This is a genomic window from Microbacterium oleivorans (assembly GCF_001644225.1).
GTDB classification, from domain to species: domain Bacteria; phylum Actinomycetota; class Actinomycetes; order Actinomycetales; family Microbacteriaceae; genus Microbacterium; species Microbacterium gawkjiense.
Genome location: NZ_LSTV01000004.1, coordinates 150061 through 173763 on the forward strand (window position 1 = coordinate 150061; position 23703 = coordinate 173763).

Below are 23703 nucleotides of genomic sequence, written 5' to 3' on the forward strand. Positions count from 1 at the left end.
TTGCCGGAGTGTTTCGCCCCGCGGGTCAGCCTTCGAGGGCGAGGCGCAGCTGCTCGACGGCCCAGTCGATCTCGGTGGCGCGGATGACCAGCGGCGGTGCCATGCGGATGGTCTGCCCGTGCGTGTCCTTGACGAGGACTCCTCGCGCGAGCAGCCGCTCGGCGACCTGGCGGCCGGTGCCGACGGCCGGGTCGATGTCGACGCCCGCCCAGAGGCCCGCGACGCGGATCGCCGTGACACCCGCCCCGAGGAGGGGCTCGAGCCGCGCGCGCAGGTGGTCGCCGAGCGACAGTGCGCGCTTCTGCAGATCGCCGGTGCGGAGCAGGTCGACGACGGCGAGACCGACGGCCGCCGCGAGCGGGTTGCCGCCGAAGGTCGAGCCGTGCTCGCCGGGGTGGATGACACCCAGCACGTCACGATCGCCCACGACGGCGGACACGGGGAGGATGCCGCCGCCCAGCGCCTTGCCGAGCAGGTACAGATCGGGGATGACACCCTCGCGCTCGCACGCGAACGTCGTGCCGACCCGCCCGAGGCCGGACTGGATCTCGTCGGCGATGAACAGCACGTTCGCCGCGGTGCAGGCCTCGCGCACGGCGCGGAGGTACCCGTCCGGCGGGATGACCACGCCCGCCTCGCCCTGGATCGGCTCGATGAGGACGGCGGCGGTGTTCTCGTCGATCGCGGCGGCCAGGGCCGCGGCGTCCCCGTAGCGCACGATCTCGAACCCGGGCGCGAACGGCCCGAAGCCGTCGCGGGCCTGCGGGTCGTCGCTGAAACCCACGATGGTCGTCGTGCGGCCGTGGAAGTTGCCGGCCGCGACGACGATCTTCGCCGCCCCGTCGGGCACCCCCTTCACGCGGTACGCCCACGCCCGCGCCACCTTGATGCCGGTCTCGACGGCTTCGGCGCCCGTGTTCATCGGTAGGACCATGTCCTTGCCGGCGAGGGCGGCGAGCGCGTCGGCAAAGGTGCCGAGGCGGTCGTTGTGGAACGCCCGGCTGGTGAGGGTCAGTCGCCCGAGCTGCTCCGTCGCTGCGGCGACGAGGGCGGGATGCCGGTGCCCGAAGTTCAGGGCCGAGTACGCCGACAGCAGGTCGAGGTAGCGCCGCCCCTCGACGTCGGTGACCCACGACCCCTCCCCCTCGGCGACCACGACGGGGAGGGGGTGGTAGTTGTGCGCCACGTGGGCTTCTTCGGCCCCGATGAGATCTGCGGACGGGGTCGTCTGGGGCCGGACGTCGGTCATCGCGCACCTCCGCGCAGTTCGAGCGTGCAGCACTTGATGCCGCCGCCGCCGAGCAGGAGCTCGGACAGATCGATGGGGACGGGGATGTAGCCGCGCTCCTCGAGCTGCGCGGCGAAGCCGGTGGCGCGGGGCGAGACGAAGACATGGAGGCCGTCGCTGGCCGCGTTCAGCCCGAAGACGGCACCGTCGGCATCCGACACGTGGATGGCGTCGGGGTAGCGCTCGGCGAGCACCCGCTGCGACGCCTCGTCGAACGCGGACGGCAGGTAGGCGATGTTCGCCCGCTCGACTCCCGTGGGGCCCTCGACGGGATCCAGGACGGTGATGGCCGTGTCGAGGTGGTAGAACCGCGGATCGACGAGGCGCAGTGACACCACCTCGCGCCCGAAGACCTCGGCGAGTTCGCGGTGACTGTCCCCGACCGACCGGAATCCGGTGCCCGCGAGGATCGTGTCGCCGACGAGGAGGAAGTCACCCTCGCCCTCCTGCACCTCGACGGGCTCGACGACCTCGAAGCCGTGTGCGGCGAACCAGTCCATGAACGGCCGCTCCTCGCCACGGCGCTCGTCGACACGGAAGCGGACTCCCAGCGCCCGCCCGTCGACGATGAATCCGCCGTTCGCGGTGTAGACCATGTCGGGCAGCCCGGGCACCGGATCGATGAGCTCCACCTGGTGCCCGAGGGCGACGTACGCGTCGTGGAGCGCCTGCCACTGGCGCACGGCCTTCGCGGTGTCGGTGGGGTTCGCCGGCTCCATCCACGGGTTGATGCTGTACGACACCGTGAAGTGGTCCGGTCGGCACATCAGGTAGCGGCGGCGCTGGGCGATCCGCAGAGGCACCGTGTCGTTCTGCGTCGTCATTCTCGCTCCTCGTTCCCGGGGCGGCGGACGCTGTCCAGAGGCCCGACGGAGCTTGCGGAAGCCGACGAATCGGGCACGCCGGGATCCATCATGCCAGGTCGATCCGAGAGGGCGACGGTGGACAGGCGCCTCGGATGCATGCCGATGAATGACAGGATGCAGAGCATGGCCAGACGCACGGGTGAACAGACGAAGACCCTCCTGCTGCGCACCGGTATGCAGATGCTCCTCGAGCGCGGCGTCAGTGCCGGCGTCCAGCACATCCGACTGCAGGACGTCCTCCGCCGCGCGGGACTCACCACCGGGGCGGCCTACCGACTCTGGAGCGACCAGGCCGACTACCACCGCGAGCTCGCCGTCGCCATGATGCGGATGCGCGTGGCCGGCCCCGCCGATGCGATGCGTGCCCAGGTCGAGGAGCTCATCGGCGAAGAGGTCACCGGCGAGGAGATCATCCGCCAGGCGGCCCGGCAGCACGTCCTCGCCGCGGAGCTGTCCACCGAGGACCCGACCGATCTGCTCGAGGCGCAGTCGTTCCGGGTGGCTTTGGCGCTGCGGACGGCCGCGGACACCTGGCCGGAGCTCACCGAGGCCAGCCACGAGCGTCACCGCGAGTCCATCCGGGCATTCACCGAGCTCTACCAGTACGTCATCGACGCCTACGGGATGCGCATGCGCGAGGGGCTGACGATCGACGATTTCGCCGAGGCGATGGCGGCGATGGCCGAGGGCTTCGCCATCCGGTCCCTCGAACGGATCCCGCACCCGACGTTCCGTCTGTCGGGCGCGGACGGCACACCGACCGGCGAGTGGACGCTGCTGGGGCTCACGGTGCGCGCGCTCGTCGACTCGTTCATGGTGCCGCGGGAGGACGCCGACCCCGACACCTACGCCCGTCGTCCGCACTACTCCTGAGCCGCCGGGACGAAAGATGCCCCGGGCCGAGGACGCCAGGTCCTCGATCCGGGGCGACACTCCCCCCGGAGTGTTCTTGTGCGCCTCCCCCAGAAGCGCACGAGGACAGTCAACAGGGTGGACGGACGCCGCACCAGAAAGATAAGTTGTTTTCTTCTTCGGATGGATAAATCCGTCGTCGGCCGCCCCGCCCGGTCTCAGATGACGGCTTCGCTCCACCGGTCGGGGTTGCCGAAGCGGTGCGCCGTGATCGTGATCGACTGCTCGCGCAGGAATGGGAGCAGTTCGATCCGCCCGGCCTGCGTGACCTCGTCGGCGTAGACGGCCAGATCCGGATCGCCCGAGATCGCGGCGGCGAGCGCGGTGCGCACCTCGCCCGCCTGCTCCGGCGGCCCCACCAGGCGCACCCGGTCGGCCCGCGCGGGGACGCCCTCCGCGCGGGGCGCCGCCATCCGCGCGATCCAGTCCTCGTCCGATTCGACGAACACCGCCACCTCGAGCGCGCCGAGCGCCTGTCGCACGGTGGCGGGCAGTCCCGCGGGCGTGCTGACGGTGAACGTCGAGCGGGCGCGGACGGCGGCGATGATCGCGCGCACGAGCGCCTGCGGCGCGGCATCCGTCGTCGATCGGATCTCGACGCTCGCCGGACGGTAGCGGAAGAGGTTGCGCTCGACGCCCAGGTGCGAGACATCGACGACCTTGCCGAAGGTGCGGTCCCACGCGACGGCGTCGGACAACGCCGCACGGCGCAGCCACTCGAACGCCTCGTAGCCCAGGGCGGGCTGGGCCGCCTCGATGACGTCGGCGATCGACGAGTCGAGCCCCTTGAGGTGCAGCGTCGACGACGCCGCCACCCCCGCCGTCGGCCGCCACGACCCGAGTCCGACGAGGTGGTTCGGACCGCCGGCCTTCGCGCCGCCGCCCACGGAAGACCGCTTCCAGCCGCCGAACGGCTGACGCTGGACGATCGCGCCCGTCGTGCCGCGGTTGACGTAGAGGTTGCCCGCCTCGACCCGGTCGAGCCACACAGCGAGGTCGTCGGGGTTCTGCGTGTAGAGGCCCGCGGTGAGGCCGTAGTCGACCGCGTTCTGCAGCTCGATCGCGTGCTCGAGCGACCGCGCGTGCATGACCCCCAGGACGGGGCCGAAGAACTCCTCGAGGTGCACCCGCGAGCCGGGCTTCACCCCGGTGCGGATGCCGGGGGTCCAGAGCCGTCCGCCGTAGCGCTGGTGCGGCAGTTCGCGCGGCTCGACGAGCCACTCCTCGTCCTCGTCGAGGGTCGTCAGCGCCCAGGCGAGCTTGCCGGTCGGGGCCTCGACGAGGGGGCCGACCTCGGTCAGCGGGTCCTCGGGCGCGCCCACGCGGAGCGAGGTCGCGGCATCCACCAACTGACGGCGGAACCGCTGCGACCGGGCGACCGGACCGACGAGGATCGCGAGCGAGGCGGCGGAGCATTTCTGTCCCGCGTGGCCGAACGCCGAACGGACGAGATCGGATGCCGCCAGGTCGAGGTCGGCCGAGGGCATCACGATCATGGCGTTCTTGCCGCTCGTCTCGGCTTGCAGGGCGAGGTCCGGACGCCAGGAGCGGAAGAGCGCGGCCGTCTCGAAGGATCCCGTGAGGATGACGCGGTCCACCGACGGGTGCGTGATGAGCTGCGTGCCGAGGCCGCCTTCGTCGAGATCGACGAGGGCGAGGATGTCGCGGCCGACAGCGGCGCCGTCCAGGGCCTCCCAGATCGCCTCGGCCACCACCGCAGCGCAGCGGCGGGCCTGGGGTGCGGGCTTGAAGACGACACCCGAGCCCGCCGCGAGGGCGGCCAGCGCGCCGCCGGCGGGGATCGCGACCGGGAAGTTCCACGGCGGCGTGACGACCGTCACCCGGTCGGGGACGAAGACGGCACCGCTCACCCGGTCGAGCTCGCGCGCGGTCGCGGCGTAGTAGCGGGCGAAATCGACGGCTTCGCTCACCTCGACGTCGGCCTCGGCGAGGGTCTTGCCGGTCTCGGATGCCGCGACCTCGATGAGCTCGGCGCGGCGACGTTCGAGCGCGCCGGCCGCACGGAGGAGGACCTCGGCGCGATCGGCGGCGGGCAGCGAGCCCCATGCGCCGGCCGCCGAACCCACGCGGCCGAGCAGGGCCTCGAGCTCGGACTCGGTGCCGATGCGGGCTGCGGCGATCGCGGCATCCCCCGCCGTCGACGACGGGACACGGCCGAGGATCTCGCGCGCCCACGCGCGGTTCGCGGGGAGGGCGGGGTCGGTGTCGGCGGCGTTGCGGAAACCGGGGGCGCCCGCGGCGGCGGCGCTCTCACGCGGCGAGAAAACGGCGGTCTCGACGAACGCGTCGCCGGCGAACCCCCCGGGCAGGCCGGCCGGCTGCGTCTCGTCGGGGTCCGCCGGGCGCGCGTCCTTCGCGGCGATGCCGAGGACGACCTGCGTGAGGGCGGCGTCATCGGAGGGCGCGGGGGCCGCGGCATCCGTCGTCATCGTCACCTCATCGGCGGCTGCCGCCGTGCGGTCCTGGCGGCGCCGAGGTCCGGTCACCAGCGTGCGGTCGGCGGCGCGGTCGATGGATGCCGCGAACCGGTCGCGCTCGCGCACGAACATGGCCCGGTCGTAGGCGAGGTCGAACGCGGCGGAGAGGAAGTTCTCGCTCGAGGCGTTCTCCTCGAGCCGGCGGACGAGGTAGCTGATCGCGACGTCGAACTCGTCCGGCCGCACGACGGGGACGTAGAGCAGCACGTGCCCGACCTCGCGGGCGACGGCCTGCACCTGGCCCTGCGCCATGCCGAGGAGCATCTCGACCTCGACGTCACGCTGCACCCCGCGCTCGCCGGCGAGCAGCCATGCGTACGCGATGTGGAAGAGATTGTGTCCGGCGACGCCGATCCGCACCGCCTCGGTGTTCTCCGGGCGCAGCGTCTCGTCGAGGCAGCGCACGTAGTTCGCGTCGGTGTCGAGCTTGGAGTCGTAGGGGGCGGTGGGCCAGTCGTGCATGACCGCGTCGACGTGTTCCATCGCGAGGTTCGCACCCTTGACGAGGCGGATCTTGATGCGGGCGCCGCCGGCCGCGACGCGCTCGCGCGCCCACGCGGTGAGCGTTCGGAGGGCGGGGAGGGCGTCGGGCAGGTAGGCCTGCAGCACGATGCCGGCCTCGAGGCCCTTCAGGCGCGGGTCGTCCAGCACCCGCATGAACACGGCCATCGTCAGGTCGAGGTCGCGGTACTCCTCCATGTCGAGGTTGAGGAACGTGCCGTCCTCGGCCGCCGACAGGTAGAGGGGGCGCAGCCGCTCGACGACGCGGTCGACGATCTCGTCGAACGCCCACATCGAGAGGTGGCTCGCGATCGCCGAGACCTTCACCGAGACGTAGTCGACGTCGTCGCGCCGGACGAGCTCGTGGATCCCCTCGAGGCGTCGGAGGGCTTCGGCCTCGCCGAGCACCGCCTCGCCGAGGAGGTTGAGGTTGAGACGCGCCCCCGACTCGCGCAGGGTCTGCAGGGCGGGCCCGAGCTTGTCGGGTCGGGCGTCGACGATGAGGTGACCGACCATCTCGCGCAGCACGCGACGGGCGATGGGGACGACGGGCGTCGGGAGGACGGGGGCGACGACGCCGCCCGTCCGCACGGCTGCCCGGAGGTACCAGGGCAGGAAGGCGGGGGCGAGCGGCGCGACACGCTGCAGGTTGGTGGCCGCGGCGGTGAGGGACTCCGGTCGCATCACCCCGTCGACGAAGCCGAGGGTGAACGGCAGGCCGTTCGGGTCCTTCAACACCCCCGCGAGACGCTCGGCCGACGGGTCGACGGTGACCTCGGCGGATTCGGCGACCCAGCGCTCTGCGAGGGCGATGGCCCGCTCGGCGAGGTCGGAGGAGGGCGCTTGTGGCGCGACAGAGCTGTCCGACATGACGCTCAGCCTATGCGCGCCTCCGGCCGCCGGGGCGGGACACGCTAGGGCCAGATACTGGGCGCTTCGGCACGGGTCGAGGGAAGAGCGGATGCCGCGGCCCAGTCGTGGATCCACTGCGGGATCTCGGGCAGGGTGTCGGGCCGGTGGAGCGCGTCGAACAGCTCCTCGAGGGGCACGATGCCGCCGGACTTGCGGAGGAACCGGACACGCAGGACCATCTCGGCGTAGATCTCGCCGTCGACGACCGCGCGGTGCATCTGGAAGACGGACTTGTCGTCGTGGCCGATGATCCGCGTCTCGACCGTGAAGCGCTGCCACAGCTGCAGAGATTTGCGGAACGTGACCGTCTCGCTCGCGACGACGCCGTACCAGCCGCGCTCGTCCATCGTCTGCCAGATGCCGGTGCGGGTGAGCAGGTCGAACCGGCCGAGGTCGAACAGTGAGGCGTAGCGACCGTTGTTCATGTGGCCGAGCAGGTCGATGTCCGTCGGCAGGGTCCGCAGCCGGATCCGGCCCACCGCGTCGGGCGGGAGGGGCCCGCGGCGGCGGTACAGCACCCGCGCGCGCATCAGGGTCAGCAGGGTCCGCCACCATACGTTCACGAGCGGCGAGCCTAGTCATGGTCACGCGCACAGTGCGGCATCCGTTGTCGCTCTCCGACAGTCGACGGGCCGCGCGCGCGGGGGCGCCCCTGTCGATTTCACGATCTGTCGGGCCGTGCGTAGAGTCTGGCCATGGACCCCGAACTCCAGACCGACATCGTCGTCCGTCCCGTTCGCGATGTGGATGCCGAAGCTCTCGGTCGCGTGCATGCGACGTGCTGGCACGAGACCTACGACCACCTCATCAGCAAGGCCGCGCTCGAGAACGTGTCGGCCCGCCGCCTCGCCGAGTTGTGGACGCACTGGGCCCAGCAGGGTCCCGACTTCCGCATGGTCGCCGCTCTCGTCGGCGGCGAGATCGTGGGATTCGCCGGCTCCGGGCCCGCCCGCGACCGCGACGCGCCCCGCAACCGCGAGCTCTACTTCATCTACCTGCTCGACGCGTGGCACGGCACCGGCATCGGCCAGCGCCTGTTCGACGCCGTCGTCCCGGACGATGACACTGCGCTGTACCTGTGGGTCGCCGAAGACAACCCCCGCGCCCACCGCTTCTACACCCGCAACGGGTTCGCCCTCGACGGGGCGAGCCACACCGAACCCTTCCTCGGCGAGACGCTGACGGAGGTCCGCTTCGTGCGCTGACGCACGCTCGGAGACTCGACGGCGCGGCATCCCGTTTCGGATGCCGCGCCGTCGGCCGTTTCGGGGGTGTGGGGGTCGGCCGTGACGTCTGCACAATCGCCGGGGCTGGTGTGAACTCGCGCGCCGGAATCGGCCGCACGCGCACCTCGCGTCGTGCATCCGTCACCGATGCGGATGCCGCACGGCGCGGGGTCAGCGGCTCTTGACCTCGCCGAACAGGCGGGCGATCGGGGCGACGACGAGCGGACGCATCGCGACGTAGGCCGCGACGATGACCGCGATCGACAGGGCGAAGAGCCAGAAGCCGGTCCAGTTGTCGGCGTACGCGTCAGGATCCGTCGAGCCCTGCGCCGCGTACATGTGGTTCAGGTTGCGCAGCGCCCCGGTCGAGAGCACCAGGAGAACGTGGACGGCGATGAACGCGACGAAGTAGAGCATCGTCGGGAAGTGCAGCTTGCGGGCCCACTCGACGGGGTACACGCGGTTCAGCGTCGCCGCCTGCTTCGGCCACATCGCGCTCATCCGATATCCGGTGAGCGCGGCGACGGGTGCGGCGAGGAAGATCGTCGTGAAGTAGGCGAGCTGCTGCAGCGCGTTGTAGTTGACCCACCCGTTCTCGGTCGGCCAGTCGAGGGAGACGTACTGCAGAGCGGCGGACAGCGCGTTCGGGAACACCTCCCACGAGGTCGGGATCACCCGCATCCACTGACCGGTCGCGAAGAGCAGGACGACGAAGATCAGGCCGTTGGCCAGCCACAGGATGTCGAGGGCCTGGTGCAGCCAGAGCGTGAGGCTCATGCGGCGCTTGCGGTCCTTCTTGGAGATCCACATGGCGGCCGGTCGCTTCTCGGAGCGGACCTGCAGGCCGGTGCGGATGATCAGCACCATGAAGAACGCGTTGAAGAAGTGCGACCAGTTCAACCAGGCGGGGAAGCCGACGGGCGCACCCTCGGGCAGGTGGTACTCGCCGGGGTAGGTGGCGAGGAAGTCCTGCAACGGTTCGAGGCTGAGGATCCAGCGCACCGCGAGCACCGCCATCGCGGCGGCGTAGAGGATCGCGCCTCCCCCGAGGACGATGACTCCCGCCCACTGCGCCTTCGTGAACGGACCGATGCGCGCGGGTTCCGGCCGGGGCGCGGGGCGGCGGGCGACGCCCGCGTGCGCGAGCGGGCGCTCGGCGAGCGGGGGGCGCGAGGCCTCCGGAGTGGCGACGGTCGCCGCCGGGGCCGGGGTGGCGGGCGCCGACGCGGGCGTGGGCTCGGGCTCCGAGGACGCCGAGACTGCATTCGCACGCCGAGACTGCGGCGCGAGATCGTCGTCTGGGCCGACACGTGCAGTCCGGCGAAGAGGGAGCGCGGCACGCGGGGCGGGCGTGGTCTCGGCGGGGGGCCAGGCGTCTTCGCCGGCGGCGCGCGGGAGGCCTCGGCGGACCGCGCCGGTCAGGGGGATGGATGCGGCGACGGGCGCGCTGACGCGGGTCGGTGCCCCCGGGTCGACGGACTGGGCCGCTGATGCCGCCGCCGGGGTCGCCACCTCCGGGTCCGGGCGATGCTCCGCCGACGCCGCACTCTCGGCCCGCGCCGGACCGGTGGATGCGGGGGGCCAGGGCTCGCCGCCGGGGGTTCGCGGCAGTCCGCGTCGTGTCGCGGTCGCGGGGGTGGAGGCGGGGTGCGAGGCCGCAGCATCGCCCGCCGTCGTCGAGGCGGGAGCGGGCGTCGCGGACTCGGCCGACGGTGTCGTGCCGGACTCGGTGCGCGGCGTCACCACGTCGGCGGTCGGAGTCTCCGCGGCCTCGTCGGCGACCCGAGCCGCGGCGGCGTCGGCGACCGGAGCCGACCCCGCAGGCGGCCAGGGCTCGCCGCCGGAGACGCGCGGGAGCCCCCGACGCACGGAACGCGCGTATGTCGCCATCCGCTCCTACTTCTTCCCCGCCTCGAGCGCCGCGATCAGCTGCGGCACGACGGTGAACAGGTCCCCGACGACACCGAAGTCGGCGATGTCGAAGATCGGTGCGTCTCCATCTTTGTTCACCGCGACGATCGTCTTCGCCGTCTGCATGCCCGCCTTGTGCTGGATGGCACCCGAGATGCCGAGAGCGACATACAGCTGCGGCGACACCGAGACACCGGTCTGGCCGACCTGGTACGAGTAGGGGACGTAGCCCGCGTCGACCGCGGCGCGCGAGGCTCCGACCGCCGCGCCGAGCACGTCGGCGAGCTGCTCGACGAGGGCGAACTGCTCCGCCGAGCCGAGGCCGCGTCCGCCCGAGACGACCTTCGCGGCGCCGCGCAGCTCGGGACGACTCGAGACGGCGACCGTCTCGTCGAAACCGGTGATGGTGGCGGCGGGAGCGCCCGAGGCGGCGACCTCGAGGGGCACGACGGCCGGCGCGTCGACCGCGGTCGCCCGGGCGTCGACGGATCCCTGGCGCAGGGTGACGACGAGCGGCCCGTAGGTCGCGGCGGCCGTCACGTTGTAGGCGCCGCCGTAGACCGAGTGGTGCGCGAGCACGCCCTCGTCGTCGCGCGAGACGCCGACGGCGTCGGCGCAGAGGGCGACCGAGGTGCGCGCCGCGAGGCGGCCCGCGACATCCCGACCCTCGATCGAGTTCGACACGAGGATCGCGTCGGGCTGCACGAGAGCGGATGCCGCGGCCACCGCGTCGACGACGGGCACGGTCAGTGCCGTGTCTGCGCCGCCGAGGCCTGCGGTGAGCACGGTGGTCGCGCCGAGGGCACCGGCTGCGGCGGCCAGATCACTGTGGCGGGACTCGTCGGCGACGATCACGGCGACAGGGGTGCCGATCGAGGCGGCGGCGCCGAGGAGTCCGGCCGCCGAGGCGGCGAGGTCGCCGGCGGGGGTCACGTCGAGCCAGACGAGGACGGAGTCGGGGGCGAAGTCGGTCACGATGGTCTCCTCGGTGCTCACGCCAGGCGGTTCTCGATGAGGAACGCCGCGAGCTTCTCGCCGGCATCCCCCTCGTCGACGATCTTCGTGCCTGCCTGGCGGGGCGGCTTCTGCGCGACGGCGGTCATGATCGACTGCGGAGCGGATGCCGGGTCGACGTCGACGTCGAGGTCGGCGAGGGAGAGGGTCTCGAAAGGCTTCTTCTTCGCCGCCATGATGCCCTTGAAGTTGGCGAATCGGGCGTCGGGGAGTGCTTCGGTGATCGAGATGACGGCAGGGAGCGCAGCCGTGACCGAGGCGGTGCCGAAGTCGGTGGCGCGGGTGCCGCTGACGGCGTCGGCGGAGATCTCGACGGCTGAGAGGGCGGTCGCCTGGGGCACTCCGAGGTGCTCGGCGAGCATCGCCGGCAGGACGCCCCCGGAGCCATCGGTCGACAGGTTGCCGGTGATGACGAGGTCGAAGCCGGTGCGTCGGAGCGCGGCGGCGAGGACCCGCGCGGTCACGCCGAGGTCGGCGCCGCGCAGGGCGTCGTCGGTGATCTGCACGGCGGAGTGAGCCCCCATCGCGAGACCCTTGCGAAGGGAGGCGGCCGCGGCATCCGATGCCATCGTCATCACGACGACCTCTGTGCCCTCGTTCGCCTCGGAGTAGGTCAGCGCAGCCTCGAGGGCGCGCTCGCCGATCTCGTCGAGGACGCGCTCGGATGCGTTGCGCGCGGCGAGCCCCGTTTCGAGGTCGAGCGTGCGATCACCCCAGGTGTCCGGCACTTCTTTCAGCAGGACGACGATCTTCATTGACTCCTCCTCGGCATCGTGTCGAGTCTACGGTCGGGGCCGGGACGGATGCCGCGTCGTGGGCGCGGTGCGGTGGGCGCGAGGCGGTGTGGGCGGGGGGCGCGGGGGCGGCGCGGTGGGCGCGAGGGCGCGGTGCGGCGGGATGGGCGCGGGGGGCGCGGCGGGGTGGGCGCGAATTCGGAGATGTGCGTCGGGTTCGGATCAGGTGCGAGGAGTCGATCCGAATTTGGCGACATTCTCCGATTCCGGTCGGGGCGAGGATCGGACCTCGGGTAGCACCCTCGCCTCGGATGAGAGGACTCTCATTTTCCGGGTGTGCACAACGTGTGTTCTGGGCCGGTTTTGGCGGGGTGGATGTCGGTGGTCAGTGGCAGAGTGCAGGTATGACGGATGCGGCGGAAACCCCCGGTGGCGAGGACTATCTCGCGACTTTGGCGGGTATCGTCGCGGACGTCGGGGATGTGGCCGTCGAGCTTGCACGGGTGCAGATCCGGGAGCTGCGCGCGCTGGCCGCCGCGGGCCGGTTGGCGGAGACGCAGACCGCGCAACGCAACGCCCGCGTGCAGGTCCACGACATGGCCCTGCGATCGATCGCCGCGGAGGTCGGGGGCGTGATGCGGGTCACCGACCGGACCGTGCAACGGCACATCGGTGAAGCGCGGACTCTGGTCGAAGGGTTCCCCGCGACGGTCGAGGCGTGGGAGCAAGGTCGCATTGTGCGGGGCCACGCGATCGCGATTCTCGAGACCGGGACGAGCCTGCCGGCCGAGATGTGGGCGGAGTTCGAGCAGGTTGCGATCAGCCGGTGTGAGCGCGACACTCCGAACCGTGTCCGGGGAGAGTTGGAGATCCTCGCGCACCGGATGCACCCTCGCTCGTTCGCCGAACGGCACGAGGAAGCCGCCGCGACGCGGTGCGTGCGGATCGTGCCCGGACGAGACGGGATGAGCGACGTGGTCGCAACCGTTCCGACGGTGATCGCCGAAGGGATTCACGACCGGCTCACACAGCAGGCCAGGGCGATCATTGACACCCGCGACGAGCGTGCCGCTGCGCGCGGCGGTGCGGGTGTTGCGTTCGGGGAAGCAGCTGCGACGTGCAATACGGACGGCGACATTGACGGTGACCGAGGCGATGACGCCGCCACGATCATCGCCACAGACCAGCGCTCCATCGATCAAGTCCGGGCGGACGTGTTCGCCGACCTGCTCCTCGCCGGGACCCCGGCGCTGGATGACACCGGAGACACCACCGCTGGCCCGCTCGGCGCGATCCGCGCTCGCGTGCAGGTCCTCGTCCCCGCCTCAACACTCACCGGTCAGGATGACGGGCCCTGCGACCTGACCGGGCGCTCCCCGATCGACCCCGCGACCGCGCGGACGCTCGCCGGCGGCACCCACATCTGGGAACGCCTGTTCCACGACCCCACCACCGGAGTCACCGTTGCAACCGACTCGTACCGTGTCCCGTCGGGGATGCGACGGTTCCTGCAAGCCCGCGACCAGCACTGCCGGTTCCCCGGATGCCGAGTCGCCGCCATCCGTTGCGAAGTCGACCACACTCACGACCACGCCCTCGGCGGCAGAACCGAACTCACCAACCTGGCGCACTTGTGCCAACGGCACCATTCGATGAAGCAGTTCACGGCGTGGAGGGTGCGACAACTGAAGGGTGGCGTCCTGGAATGGACTTCACCCCTCGGCAGGACCTACCGCGAAGACGTACCGACACCGGCCGTCGCCTTCACTCCTGCCGCACCACCACCTCCACCGCCGCCAATCGCACCAGCGGAACCCGCACCCTTCTGACCCAAGGCCGCATCGGCGCGGCCTGGCGAGCTCGAGTCCGGATGGACGGGGGCGCATCTCGGCGCCGACCCACGCGCCCGGCGCGGCCAGGCGCGCTCGGACCCGACGAACGCGGGCGCATCGAGGCGGCCGGTACACCCGCCCTCGCCGCACGGACGCACGCACGACAATCGCCGTGGTCCCGACGAAGGCGACGGATGTCGCCGGACACACAGAACCACGGCACACGGGCGAGCCGGAACAAGCCGGCCTCAACCCACGGACCCCAGCGCCCGATGCGGGATCCACCCCTCCTGACCGCGCACGTCGCGGCACCACGCCCAACCGCTCTCGACGTCGTCGACGACCACCTCGACGACATCACCAGCGGTGGCCCGCAGTTCGGTCGTGTCGTACTCCGCCACCACGACGCCCGCCTCGATGTGCCGCGCGGGCACCCAACCCGACCCGCCCGCCGCGGTCACGAACACGAACGCCGGCTACTCGTCATCGCGTCGGCCGACGTGCACCCGCTCGCCCACGGCGACCCGCAACGGCGGCCGTGCGGGCGACTCGTGATCGACCCGCAGCATCCGCCGATCAGCCGCGACGCACCGCGGCGACGACCTCGACCTCCACCAACTGGTCCTCGTAGCCCAGGGCGGCCACCCCCATCAGGGTGCTCGGCACGTCGTGCTCACCGAACGCCGCGCGCACGACCTCCCAGGCCGCGACCAGATCCCGCCGCTCCGACGACGCGACGAGGACCCTCGTAGACGCGAAGTCCGCGAGCCCGGCACCCGCGGCATCCAGCGCGACGAGCATGTTCTCGACACAGCGCCGCGCCTGCCCCGCCCATCACCCACCGCGACCGTCGACCCGTCGGCCGCCAGCGGACAGGCCCCCGCGAGGAAGATCAGCTCCGACCCCGGCTCCACCCGAGACGCGTACGCGTACGGCGCCGCCGCCAGCGCATCCGACCGCACGAGATGCACGGCGCTCATCGGTGCCGGAACTCCGGCGCCCGCTTCTCCCGGAAGGCCGCCATGCCCTCCTTCTGATCCGCCGTGTCGAACAGCCCCGCGAACGCCTGCCGTTCGAACCGCAACCCCTCGGCGAGCGTCGACTCCAGCGCGACGTCCAACGCCGCCGTCGCCGCGTACAGCGCCGGCAACGGCTTCGACGCGATCGTCTCGGCCGTCCGCTGCGCCTCCTCGCGCAGCTCCGCCGCGGGGACCACGCGCGACACGAGCCCCGCACGATCGGCCTCCTCGGCGGTCAGCTGCCGCCCCGTCAGCACCAGTTCCGCCGCCTTGAACGACCCGATCGCCCGCACGAGACGCTGCGTGCCACCCAGCCCCGGGATCACACCCAGGTTGATCTCGGGCTGACCGAACCGCGCCGAATCCGCCGCGAGGATGATGTCGCACATCATCGCCAGCTCGCACCCGCCACCCAGCGCGTACCCCGCCACCGCGGCGATCGTCGGCGTCCGCACCGCCGCGAACCGCGACCACTTGCCGAAGTGGTCGGCGAGCAGCATCTCGCTGCCGCTGAGCGCCTCCATCTCCTTGATGTCCGCTCCCGCCGCGAACGCCCGCTCGCTGCCGGTCACGACGATGGCGCCGATCCCGGCATCCGCGTCGAACGCCTCCGCGGCATCCACCACATCGTGCATGACCTGCGCGTTCAGGGCGTTCAGCGCGTCGGGCCGGTTAAGGGTGATCCACCCGACGCGTCCGCGCGTCTCGGTGATGATGGTCTCGTAATCGGTCATGCCGACATGCTCGCAGACGGATGCCTCCACCCGTCCGACACGCTCCGGTCACCCCGGGATACGGCCTGGACACCCGCGGCGGCCGTCGTGCCCGACCCCGTCCGCGCCTCCGCCGAGGGTGCCGTCCTCAGCCTCACGCCCCGCGGATCGTACGAGAGCGGCGTCTTCGACGCCTCCACGCGTCCGACCCCGCACAGCCCACCAAGCTTTTCTCGATCGCCTCCGGCGGCGTCGCGAACCCCGTCGCGATCCGCCGTCAGCGGGCCTGACCGCCGCCGATGCACATCGTGACCACGGCGTACTCCGCACCCGTGCGCTGCAGGGTCAGCGCCGCCCGGACCGTGAGGATCGTCCCGGTCGCCCCGACCGGGTGGCCGAGCGCGATCGCACCGCCGTACGGGTTCGTCCGCTCGGGATCGAGCCCGGTGTCCCGCATGACGGCGATCACCTGGGACGCGAAGGCCTCGTTCAGCTCGACGGTCGCGATGTCGGCCGGTGTCAGCCCCGTCTGCGCGAAGAGCTTCTTCAGCGCGAGCGTCGGGGCGTACCCCATGATCGCGGGGTCGAGCGCGGCGGTCGTGACCGCCTCGATCGTGGCCAGCGCCGACAGCCCCTCGGCCCGCACGTCGGACTCGCGCATGAGCACGGTCGCGGCGGCGCCGTCGTTGATGCCCGAGGCGTTCCCCGCGGTGACGGTCCCGTCGGTCGTGAACGCCGGTCGCAGCCGGGCGAGCGCCTCGAGGGTCGTGTCGGGTCGCGGATGCTCGTCGGCGGTCACCTCGACCGGCCGGCGTCCGGTGGTGGCCGTCGCGGCGATCTCCTGCGCGAACGCCGCGCGGGCGGCATCCGTCGCAGCGCGTCGTTGCGACTCGACCGCGTACGCATCCTGCTCCTCGCGCGTCACACCGAACCGCTCGGCTACCGTCTCGGCCGTCGTCCCCATGTGCTTCCCGCTGAAGGGGTCGGTGAGCATGGCGAGCGTGCCGTCGAGCAGGCGTCGGTGGCCGAGGGTCGCCCCCGACCGGGCGTCCATGTCGTAGAACGGCATCCGCGTCATGTTCTCGGCGCCGCCCGCGACGGCGACGTCGATCCCGCCCCAGCGCAGCTCCTGCGCGGCCGACCAGATCGACTGCAGACCCGACCCGCACAGCCGGTTCACCGTGAACGCGGGGGTGTCGTCGGCGAGGCCCGCCGCCAGCGCGATGCGGCGCGCGATGTAGGCGTCGCCCGCGACCTGACCGATCGTGCCGATCACGACCTCGCCCACCCGCTGCGGGTCGACTCCCGACCGGCCGAGGGCCGCCGTCACCGCCTGCGCGCCCAGCTCGTGGGCCGGGGTGTCGCGGAACGCGCCGTCGAACCGGCCGACCGGGGTGCGCGCGCCGGCGACGATCGCGATGCGCTCGGCAGAGGTCACCCCGCGGCCTCCTCCGGCCGCTCCAGCGCCTCGACCTCGGCGGCATCCGGAACGTAGCCGTCGATGTGCCGCTCGGCCGCGCCGTCGTAGGCGGACAGGGGACGGATGAGGGCGTTGGATGCCTGCTGCTCCATGATGTGCGCCGTCCACCCCGTGATCCGCGCCGCGATGAACAGCGGCGTGAAGGTGAGGGTGTCGAAGCCGATCAGGCTGTACGCCGGGCCCGACGGGTAGTCGAGGTTCGGGTAGATGCCCTTGCGGGAGACGAACTCGGACTCGAGCGTCTCGTACAGCTCTGCGACATCCGGGCGGTCGTAGTGCGCGACGAGCGCGTCGAGCGCGGCCTTCATCGTCGGCACGCGGGAGTCGCCGCGCTTGTAGACGCGGTGCCCGAAGCCCATGATCTTGCGCTTGGCGGCGAGGGCCTCGTCGAGCCACGGCACGACCGCGTCGGCGGTTCCGATCTCGTCGAAGATGTGCATGACGGCCTCGTTCGCGCCGCCGTGCAGCGGTCCCTTGAGGGCACCGATCGCACCCACGACCGAGGAGTACAGGTCGCTGAGGGTCGACGCGATCACGCGCGCCGTGAAGGTCGACGCGTTGAACGAGTGCTCGGCGTAGAGGATCATCGAGCGGTTGAAGGCGTCGACGAGGACCTCGTCGGGCTCCTCGCCGAAGGTCATCCAGAGGAAGTTCGCGGCGTACCCGAGGTCCTCGCGCGGCTCGACGATCTCCTGGCCGCGCCGGCGCCGCTGCCCGTACGCGACGACCGCGGGCAGGATCGCGAAGAGGCGGATGCTGCGGTCCAGGTTCTCGGCCGGTGTACCCGCGGCATCCAACACGTTCGCGATCCCCGCGGTTTCGAACGCCCCGAGCAGGCTCACGACCGTGCGGGCCTCGTCCATCGGATGCGCCGAGACCGGCATCGCGTCGATGAAGGAGCGGATGTCGGCGGGCAGCGCCCGGTTGGCGCGCTCGACCGCCTGCAGCTCGGCGAGCTGGTCGGCCGTCGGCAGCTCGCCGTGCCACAGCAGGTAGGCGACAGCCTCGAACGACTGCGTCGCGGCGAGCTCCTGCACGGGGTAGCCGCGGTAGAGCAGCGAGTTCGTCTCGGGGTTGACCTTGCTGATCGAGGTCGTGTCGGCGTAGACGCCCGCGAGACCCTTCTTGATGTCGGGGTCGGTCATGCTCACTCCTGTTCCTCGACCGTCAGCGGTCGATCCGGAAGGTGAAGACGTTCGTGTCGAAGTGGTTGTACGACTCGTAGTCGATGAGGTCGTACAGGTCGGCGCGGTGCTGCATCTCGCCGAGCCGGGACGTGAGGCGCCCGTCGTCGATCAGCGTATCGAGCGCACGCTCGGCCGCGCCCATCGCCATCCGCAGGAGCGACACCGGCCAGATGACGATGTTCACCCCGACGTCCCGCAACTGGTCGACCGTGAACAGGTCGCTCTTGCCGAACTCGGTCATGTTCGCGAGGATCGGCACGTCGACCGCCTCGCGCACCGCCGCGAACTCTTCGAGGGTGCGCATGGCCTCGGGGAAGATCGCATCGGCGCCCGCGTCCACCAGCTTGCGCGCGCGGTCGGTTGCGGCATCCAGTCCCTCGACGGCACGGATGTCGGTGCGCGCCATCACGAGGAAGTTCGGGTCGCGGCGTGCGTCGACCGCGGCGCGGATGCGCTTGAGGGCCGTGTCCTCGTCGACGACCGTCTTCCCGTCGAGGTGGCCGCAGCGCTTGGGGTTCACCTGGTCCTCGATGTGTGCGCCTGCGATGCCGGCGTCCTCGAGGGTCTGGATCGTCCGCGCCACGTTCATCGGCTCACCGAAGCCCGTGTCGGCGTCGATGATCGCGGGCAGCTCGGTCGTCCGGGCGATCTGCTGGCCGCGCGCGGCGACCTCGGTGAGCGTCGTCAGGCCGATGTCGGGCAGTCCCAGATCGGCCGAGAGGAGGGCGCCCGAGATGTAGACGCCCTCGAAGCCCTTGCGCTCGATGAGCCGGGCCGACAGCGGGTTGAAGGCGCCGGGGAACCGCAACAGCTCCCCCGAGGCGAGCCGCTCCCGGAACAGGCGGCGCTTCTCGTGCGCCGGGGTCTGTGCGTACAGCATCAGCAGGTCCCTCTCTCGATGCGACCGCGTTCCGAATTCAGTCCCGACGGATGCCGCACCTCACCGTGCGTCCCGGAATCGCGGGTTTCCGCAGCCGGACGACGATCGGCTCCCGAGAGCAGGGACTGAATGCCGAACGCGCGGCCGACCACGCTCTTCATCAGAACAGTCCCGTCGGGGCGGGGGCGGCCGCGAGGACGCCGGGCGCGGCCACGAAGTCCAGCTGACGGACCTCGTCCGCGGTGAGTTCGGGCAGGCGCTGGACGAGCGCGAGGAACCGCTCGATCTCCGCGGGCTCGAGCACGGGCTCGGCCAGCAGCCGGAACTTGCGGATGTAGTCCTCGCGGGCGAACGGCCGGGCACCCAGCGGGTGGGCGTCGGCCACGGCGATCTCGTCGACGACGGTGGAGCCGTCGGCGAGGGTGATCTCGACGCGACCGCCGAACGCCTTCTCGGCGGGGTCCTCCGAGTGGTAGCGGCGCGTCCACTCGGCATCCTCGGCGGTCGTGACCTTGTGCCACAGGGCGACGGTGTCGGGACGTCCGGCGCGCTCGGGGGTGTACGAGTCGACGTGGTGCCAGCCGCCGTCCTGCAGCGCGACCGCGAAGATGTAGGGGATCGAGTGGTCGAGCGTTTCGCGGGATGCCGCGGGGTCGTACTTCTGCGGGTCGCCGGCGCCCGAGCCGATCACGTAGTGCGTGTGGTGGCTCGTGTGCAGCACGATCGAGGCGATGTTGGCCGGGTCGCGGAGTTCGGGCCGCTCGGTGCCGAGCCTGCGGGCGAGGTCGATCCACGCCTGCGCCTGGTACTCGGCCGAGTGCTCCTTCGTGTACGTGTCGAGGATGCCGCGCTTCGGCTCGCCGGCGGCGGGGAGCGGCACCTCGTAGGCGGCGTCCTTGCCGTCGAGGAGCCAGGCGATGACGCCGTCCTCGCCCTCGTAGATCGGCGACGGCGAGGTCTCGCCGCGCATCGCGCGGTCGACGGCTTCGACCGCCATCTTCCCGGCGAAGGCGGGGGCGTGCGCCTTCCACGTCGAGATCTCACCCTTCCGCGACTGCCGGGTCGCGGTGGTGGTGTGCAGCGCCTGGGCGACAGCCTGGGAGATCGTGTCGACGTCGAGGCCGAGGAGGGTTCCGATGCCGGCGGCGGCCGACGGGCCGAGGTGCGCGACGTGATCGATCTTGTGCTTGTGCAGGCTGATCGCCCGGACGAGGTCGACCTGGATCTCGTACCCGGTCGCGAGCCCGCGGACCAGGGCTGCCCCGTCGGCGCCGACGTGCTGCGCGACCGCGAGGATCGCGGGGATGTTGTCGCCCGGGTGCGAATACTCCGCCGCCAGGAACGTGTCGTGGTAGTCGAGTTCGCGGACGGCGACGCCGTTGGCCCACGCCGCCCACTCCGGGCTCGTACGGGTCTCGTTCGGCACGCCGAACACCGTGCCGCCGTAGCCGCCCGTCGACACCGGGTGCGACAGCGCCTGCGAACGGGCTGCGCTAACGGGACGACGGGTGAGGGATGCCGCGGCCACCGCCGCGTTGTCGATGACCCGGTTCACGATCATGTCGACGACGTCGTCCTCGACGGGGACCGGATCGACGGCGACCTGCGCGATCTTGTGGGCGAGCTGCTCCTCGCGGGGCAGCGGCTCGTCGCTGCGATAGACGCGGACGTGGTGGGTGACGGTCATGTCGGTTCCTCCGGGGTGTCGGACAGGGAGTCGAGGATCGAGGCGAGCGCGTTGTGCAGGTGCACGTGCGTCGCGTGGGCGGCGAGGTCGCCGTCACCGGCGGCGATCGCGCCCGCGATGAGGCGGTGCTCGGCGACCGAGGCGGCGAGGCGTTCGAGGTTGTCGCGAGCCAGGCGCCGCACGCGCACGAGGTGAGTGCGGACGGTGCGCAGCGCCGAGGTGAGGTAGTCGTTGCGGACGGCGGCGTCGAGCTCGGCGTCGAAGCGGGCGATGAGCGCGTAGTACGCGTCGGCGTCGGATGCCGCTCCGCCCGACGCCTGCGTCATTGCGAACTCGGCGGCGAGCGCAGCGAAGACGGAGCGATCGCCCGCTCGGGCCGCCAACCGGGCCGCGGTCTCCTCGAGCGCGCGGCGCACGGCGAACAGGGCCTCGATATCGGAGGCATCGATGCCGGCGACGACGGTGACCCGCGGGGACGCCTGCTCGACGAGCCCGTCGGCGGCGAGTCGGCGGAGTGCCTCGCGGAGCGGCGTCCGACTCACGCCGAGTCGTGCGGCCTGCTCGACCTCCGCCAGAACGGCCCCGGGAGGCAGCGTCCCGTCCTGGATCTCGCGCAGCAGCGTCTCGTACGCGCGGACCCCGGCGTACCGCGCGGGTGCATCCGTCATGATCTCAGTGTATGCACAGTGGGTCTGGGTGGAGGCGTTGAAGCGGTGGATCCCCGCCTTATGTATACACAGGCGTCACGCCGACACCCATGACGCGACAGCGGTGTGGACCGCGCCGAGGCTGCGATCAGCGGCATCCGGATCCACCCTCGCCACGGCGAGCGCGGCGATCACCAGCGACGCACAGACCTCCGAGAGAGCCGCGCGCGAGGCTGCCGAGATCTCCGGCCGCGCGGAATCCACACCCGCGGCGATCGCGGCACGGAGCTCATCGGTGTACGCCGTGACGAGCGCACGCACGTCGGGGTCGTCGTCGACGACGGGCGCGCATGCGGCGTTCAGCAGCAAGCACCCTGCCTGCGCCCGCGGGGTGCCGCTCGCGATCGCGGCCCGCATCTCGGCAATGTACAGCTCGAGGGCCTCGGGGCCGGCATCCGGCTGCTGCAGGCGCCCGATGCGGGAGCGCACGACCTCGTCCAGGTACCGCGCAACGACCGCCTCGAAGAGGCCCTTCTTGCTGCCGAACGCGTGGTAGATGCTCGAGCGCTTGAGGCCGGTCGCCTCTTCGAGTTCCGCGACACCGGTCTCGGCGTAACCGCGCGCCCAGAAGACGTCGCGCGCGGCGCGGATGACGTCGTCACGGTCGAATGCGCTGGTGCGGCCCATGGTGGATCCTCTCGGTTACCCGTAGTATATTGTACCGATCGTTACACAATGACGCTTGGAGGAAGCATGCGCGCAGTCACCCACCCCGTTTTCGGCGAACCGGCCGACGTTCTCGAGACCACCGAGACCCCCGACCCGACGCCCGGCGCCGGTGAGGTCCGCGTCCGCCTCCTCGCCTCCCCCATCCACAACCACGACCTGTGGACCATCCGCGGCACCTACGGCTTCAAGCCGGAACTGCCCGCCCGCGCCGGCACCGAGGCCGTCGGAGTCATCGAGGAGCTCGGCGAGGGCGTCGAGAACCTCCAGGTCGGTCAGCGCGTCGCCACCGGCGGCACCTTCGGCGTGTGGGCGGAGCAGTTCATCGCCCGCGCCGCGACTCTCATCCCCGTTCCCGAGGGCCTTCCCGACGAGCAGGCCGCACAGCTCGTCTCCATGCCGTTCAGCGCCATCAGCCTCATCGACTTCCTCGACGTGAAGCCGGGCGACTGGATCGTGCAGAACGCCGCGAACGGTGCCGTCGGCCGCATGGTCGCGCAGATGGGTCGCGCCCGCGGCCTCAACATCCTCGGTCTCGTCCGCCGCAGCGCCGCCGTCACCGAGCTCGCCGAGCAGGGCATCGACCGCGTCGTCGCCGTCGACACCGACGACTGGCGCGACAAGGTCGCCGAGATCACCGGCGGCGCCTCGATCATCGCCGGCGTCGACTCCGTCGGCGGCGAGTCGAGCGGCCACGTCCTCTCGCTCCTCGGCGAGAACGCCACGCTCGTCGTCTTCGGCGCGATGGACGCTCCCGTCATGCAGCTCGCCTCGGGCCCGGTCATCTTCCGCCACATCACGATCAAGGGGTTCTGGGGAAGCAAGGTGAGCACCGAGATGGATGCCGCCAAGCGCGGCCAGCTCTTCGGCGAGCTCGCTCAGCACCTCTCGTCCGGCGTCCTGACCCTGCCGGTGTCGGCGACGTTCCCGCTCGGCCAGGCCCGCGACGCCGCCCGCGCGAGCCTGACCGCCGGCCGCGTCGGCAAGGTTCTGCTCCGCCCGTGACCCCCGACCCGCGCGCGGCCACTGCGCCGCGCGCGGGTAGCGTGGTCGGGTGACAGAATCCTCCCGCTATGTCGTGGCCACCGACGGCGCCTGCAAGGGCAATCCCGGACCGACGGGGTGGGCGTGGGTCGGTGAGGACGGCCACTGGGCGGCGGGCTCGATCATCCAGGGCACGAACAACGTCGGCGAGCTGATGGGCCTCCTCAAGGCGATCGAGGACCATGCGGATGTCCGCGAGCTCGTCGTGCAGGCCGACTCCAAGTACGCCATCGACACGTACGAGAAATGGATGGACGGTCACCGCCGCCGCGGCTGGAAGACGTCCACCGGCGCACCCACGAAGAACGTCGACCTGCTCGAGCAGCTGATCGCCGCGCGCGACGCGCGCCGCGGCGCGGGCCTTCCCGACGTGGTCCTTGAGCACGTCCGCGGACACCGCGGTCACGTCCTCAACGAGTGGGCCGACGAGCGCGCCGTGCGCGGCGCCGAACACGCGGCATCCGGCAAGGAATCGGCGTGGTCGTCGCTCGGCGGCCTGCACGAGCGGCTCGACGTGTCCGAGGCGCCGAAGAAGAAGCGCTGACTCGCGCACCGGTGCGGGCACGGACCGCGGAGTCTTCGCCGAGGTCGGGCTCCGCAACCGGTTCCGACCCGCGACCCCCGCG

General features: G+C 71.6%; 20 protein-coding genes and 1 pseudogene. 5 read left to right on the forward strand and 16 right to left on the reverse strand.

The window, feature by feature from the left end; genetic code table 11:
- Nucleotides 1-25 precede the first annotated feature (25 nt).
- Nucleotides 26-1249 (reverse strand): ornithine--oxo-acid transaminase, encoded by a 1224-nt coding sequence (gene rocD, locus AYL44_RS11220; RefSeq protein ID WP_064003374.1) that lies wholly within the window; start codon nt 1247-1249, stop codon nt 26-28.
- Nucleotides 1246-2112 carry a dimethylargininase gene (ddaH, locus tag AYL44_RS11225; RefSeq protein WP_064003375.1) on the reverse strand — a complete coding sequence of 289 codons (867 nt, stop codon included), beginning with the start codon at nt 2110-2112 and terminating at the stop codon, nt 1246-1248. The genes rocD and ddaH overlap by 4 nt, the downstream gene beginning before the upstream one ends.
- A 165-nt stretch (nt 2113-2277) precedes the next feature.
- Between ddaH and AYL44_RS11230 the strand changes: the two genes are divergently transcribed.
- Nucleotides 2278-3027, forward strand: a complete 750-nt coding sequence (locus tag AYL44_RS11230; protein ID WP_231872789.1) for a hypothetical protein — start codon at nt 2278-2280, stop codon at nt 3025-3027.
- Between the two features lie 197 nt (nt 3028-3224).
- On the opposite strand, the gene AYL44_RS11235 is transcribed toward AYL44_RS11230, so the two are convergent.
- Nucleotides 3225-6935, reverse strand: a complete 3711-nt coding sequence (locus AYL44_RS11235; RefSeq protein WP_064003377.1) for a proline dehydrogenase family protein — start codon at nt 6933-6935, stop codon at nt 3225-3227.
- A gap of 44 nt (nt 6936-6979) precedes the next feature.
- Nucleotides 6980-7540: an acyl-CoA thioesterase gene (locus tag AYL44_RS11240; RefSeq protein ID WP_064003378.1), complete on the reverse strand. Its 561-nt coding sequence runs from the start codon at nt 7538-7540 to the stop codon at nt 6980-6982.
- A 132-nt stretch (nt 7541-7672) separates the two neighbouring features.
- On the opposite strand from AYL44_RS11240, the gene AYL44_RS11245 reads away from it, so the two are divergent.
- A complete protein-coding gene (locus AYL44_RS11245; RefSeq protein ID WP_064003379.1) occupies nt 7673-8182 on the forward strand; it encodes a GNAT family N-acetyltransferase in 510 nt (169 codons plus the stop codon).
- A gap of 192 nt (nt 8183-8374) precedes the next feature.
- Here AYL44_RS11245 and AYL44_RS11250 read toward each other — a convergent pair whose 3' ends face one another.
- Genes AYL44_RS11250 through AYL44_RS11260 form a run of 3 tightly spaced genes read right to left on the reverse strand, consistent with a single transcriptional unit; the run spans nt 8375 to nt 11883 of the window.
- Nucleotides 8375-10093, reverse strand: a complete 1719-nt coding sequence (locus tag AYL44_RS11250; RefSeq protein ID WP_064003380.1) for a cytochrome b/b6 domain-containing protein — start codon at nt 10091-10093, stop codon at nt 8375-8377.
- A 6-nt stretch (nt 10094-10099) separates the two neighbouring features.
- Nucleotides 10100-11089 (reverse strand): electron transfer flavoprotein subunit alpha/FixB family protein, encoded by a 990-nt coding sequence (locus AYL44_RS11255; protein WP_064003471.1) that lies wholly within the window; start codon nt 11087-11089, stop codon nt 10100-10102.
- Between the two features lie 17 nt (nt 11090-11106).
- Nucleotides 11107-11883: an electron transfer flavoprotein subunit beta/FixA family protein gene (locus AYL44_RS11260; protein ID WP_064003381.1), complete on the reverse strand. Its 777-nt coding sequence runs from the start codon at nt 11881-11883 to the stop codon at nt 11107-11109.
- Nucleotides 11884-12266: 383 nt separating this feature from the next.
- Between AYL44_RS11260 and AYL44_RS11265 the strand changes: the two genes are divergently transcribed.
- On the forward strand, nt 12267-13691 hold the full coding sequence (locus AYL44_RS11265) for an HNH endonuclease signature motif containing protein (RefSeq protein ID WP_064003382.1): 1425 nt from the start codon (nt 12267-12269) through the stop codon (nt 13689-13691).
- A 251-nt stretch (nt 13692-13942) separates the two neighbouring features.
- On the opposite strand, the gene AYL44_RS11270 is transcribed toward AYL44_RS11265, so the two are convergent.
- The 9 genes and pseudogenes from AYL44_RS11270 to AYL44_RS11310 form a co-directional block, all read right to left on the reverse strand.
- Nucleotides 13943-14161 carry an SH3 domain-containing protein gene (locus AYL44_RS11270; RefSeq protein ID WP_064003383.1) on the reverse strand — a complete coding sequence of 73 codons (219 nt, stop codon included), beginning with the start codon at nt 14159-14161 and terminating at the stop codon, nt 13943-13945.
- A gap of 109 nt (nt 14162-14270) precedes the next feature.
- Nucleotides 14271-14674, reverse strand: a pseudogene (locus AYL44_RS11275) (Rid family hydrolase).
- On the reverse strand, nt 14671-15447 hold the full coding sequence (locus AYL44_RS11280) for an enoyl-CoA hydratase-related protein (protein ID WP_064003472.1): 777 nt from the start codon (nt 15445-15447) through the stop codon (nt 14671-14673). The pseudogene AYL44_RS11275 and the gene AYL44_RS11280 overlap by 4 nt, the downstream one beginning before the upstream one ends.
- Before the next feature lie 256 nt (nt 15448-15703).
- Nucleotides 15704-16864 carry a thiolase family protein gene (locus tag AYL44_RS11285; RefSeq protein ID WP_064003384.1) on the reverse strand — a complete coding sequence of 387 codons (1161 nt, stop codon included), beginning with the start codon at nt 16862-16864 and terminating at the stop codon, nt 15704-15706.
- Complete coding sequence (locus AYL44_RS11290) at nt 16861-18051, reverse strand: bifunctional 2-methylcitrate synthase/citrate synthase (protein WP_064003385.1); 1191 nt, start codon at nt 18049-18051, stop codon at nt 16861-16863. The genes AYL44_RS11285 and AYL44_RS11290 overlap by 4 nt, the downstream gene beginning before the upstream one ends.
- A gap of 22 nt (nt 18052-18073) precedes the next feature.
- On the reverse strand, nt 18074-18973 hold the full coding sequence (prpB, locus tag AYL44_RS11295) for a methylisocitrate lyase (RefSeq protein ID WP_064003386.1): 900 nt from the start codon (nt 18971-18973) through the stop codon (nt 18074-18076).
- Between the two features lie 160 nt (nt 18974-19133).
- A complete protein-coding gene (locus tag AYL44_RS11300) occupies nt 19134-20660 on the reverse strand; it encodes an MmgE/PrpD family protein (RefSeq protein ID WP_064003387.1) in 1527 nt (508 codons plus the stop codon).
- The gene (locus AYL44_RS11305) at nt 20657-21328 is read right to left on the reverse strand and encodes a GntR family transcriptional regulator (protein WP_064003388.1); all 672 of its coding nucleotides are present in this window, start codon (nt 21326-21328) and stop codon (nt 20657-20659) included. The genes AYL44_RS11300 and AYL44_RS11305 overlap by 4 nt, the downstream gene beginning before the upstream one ends.
- Nucleotides 21329-21403: 75 nt before the next feature.
- Nucleotides 21404-21994 (reverse strand): TetR/AcrR family transcriptional regulator, encoded by a 591-nt coding sequence (locus AYL44_RS11310; protein ID WP_064003389.1) that lies wholly within the window; start codon nt 21992-21994, stop codon nt 21404-21406.
- A gap of 66 nt (nt 21995-22060) precedes the next feature.
- On the opposite strand from AYL44_RS11310, the gene AYL44_RS11315 reads away from it, so the two are divergent.
- Both AYL44_RS11315 and AYL44_RS11320 read left to right on the forward strand, forming a co-directional pair.
- A complete protein-coding gene (locus tag AYL44_RS11315; RefSeq protein WP_064003390.1) occupies nt 22061-23038 on the forward strand; it encodes a zinc-binding dehydrogenase in 978 nt (325 codons plus the stop codon).
- Between the two features lie 49 nt (nt 23039-23087).
- The gene (locus AYL44_RS11320; protein WP_064003391.1) at nt 23088-23621 is read left to right on the forward strand and encodes a ribonuclease H family protein; all 534 of its coding nucleotides are present in this window, start codon (nt 23088-23090) and stop codon (nt 23619-23621) included.
- Nucleotides 23622-23703: the final 82 nt, after the last annotated feature.

What these genes read in the sequence shown, in the direction of transcription:
- AYL44_RS11310 (WP_064003389.1), bottom strand. Translation starts at nt 21,994, where the DNA reads ATGGGCCGCACCAGCGCATTCGACCGTGACGACGTCATCCGCGCCGCG.
- AYL44_RS11305 (WP_064003388.1), bottom strand. Translation starts at nt 21,328, where the DNA reads ATGACGGATGCACCCGCGCGGTACGCCGGGGTCCGCGCGTACGAGACG.
- AYL44_RS11260 (WP_064003381.1), bottom strand. Translation starts at nt 11,883, where the DNA reads ATGAAGATCGTCGTCCTGCTGAAAGAAGTGCCGGACACCTGGGGTGAT.
- AYL44_RS11315 (WP_064003390.1), top strand. Translation starts at nt 22,061, where the DNA reads ATGCGCGCAGTCACCCACCCCGTTTTCGGCGAACCGGCCGACGTTCTC.
- AYL44_RS11290 (WP_064003385.1), bottom strand. Translation starts at nt 18,051, where the DNA reads ATGACCGACCCCGACATCAAGAAGGGTCTCGCGGGCGTCTACGCCGAC.
- rocD (WP_064003374.1), bottom strand. Translation starts at nt 1,249, where the DNA reads ATGACCGACGTCCGGCCCCAGACGACCCCGTCCGCAGATCTCATCGGG.
- AYL44_RS11265 (WP_064003382.1), top strand. Translation starts at nt 12,267, where the DNA reads ATGACGGATGCGGCGGAAACCCCCGGTGGCGAGGACTATCTCGCGACT.
- ddaH (WP_064003375.1), bottom strand. Translation starts at nt 2,112, where the DNA reads ATGACGACGCAGAACGACACGGTGCCTCTGCGGATCGCCCAGCGCCGC.
- AYL44_RS11300 (WP_064003387.1), bottom strand. Translation starts at nt 20,660, where the DNA reads ATGACCGTCACCCACCACGTCCGCGTCTATCGCAGCGACGAGCCGCTG.
- AYL44_RS11235 (WP_064003377.1), bottom strand. Translation starts at nt 6,935, where the DNA reads ATGTCGGACAGCTCTGTCGCGCCACAAGCGCCCTCCTCCGACCTCGCC.
- prpB (WP_064003386.1), bottom strand. Translation starts at nt 18,973, where the DNA reads ATGCTGTACGCACAGACCCCGGCGCACGAGAAGCGCCGCCTGTTCCGG.
- AYL44_RS11250 (WP_064003380.1), bottom strand. Translation starts at nt 10,093, where the DNA reads ATGGCGACATACGCGCGTTCCGTGCGTCGGGGGCTCCCGCGCGTCTCC.
- AYL44_RS11280 (WP_064003472.1), bottom strand. Translation starts at nt 15,447, where the DNA reads ATGACCGATTACGAGACCATCATCACCGAGACGCGCGGACGCGTCGGG.
- AYL44_RS11230 (WP_231872789.1), top strand. Translation starts at nt 2,278, where the DNA reads ATGGCCAGACGCACGGGTGAACAGACGAAGACCCTCCTGCTGCGCACC.
- AYL44_RS11245 (WP_064003379.1), top strand. Translation starts at nt 7,673, where the DNA reads ATGGACCCCGAACTCCAGACCGACATCGTCGTCCGTCCCGTTCGCGAT.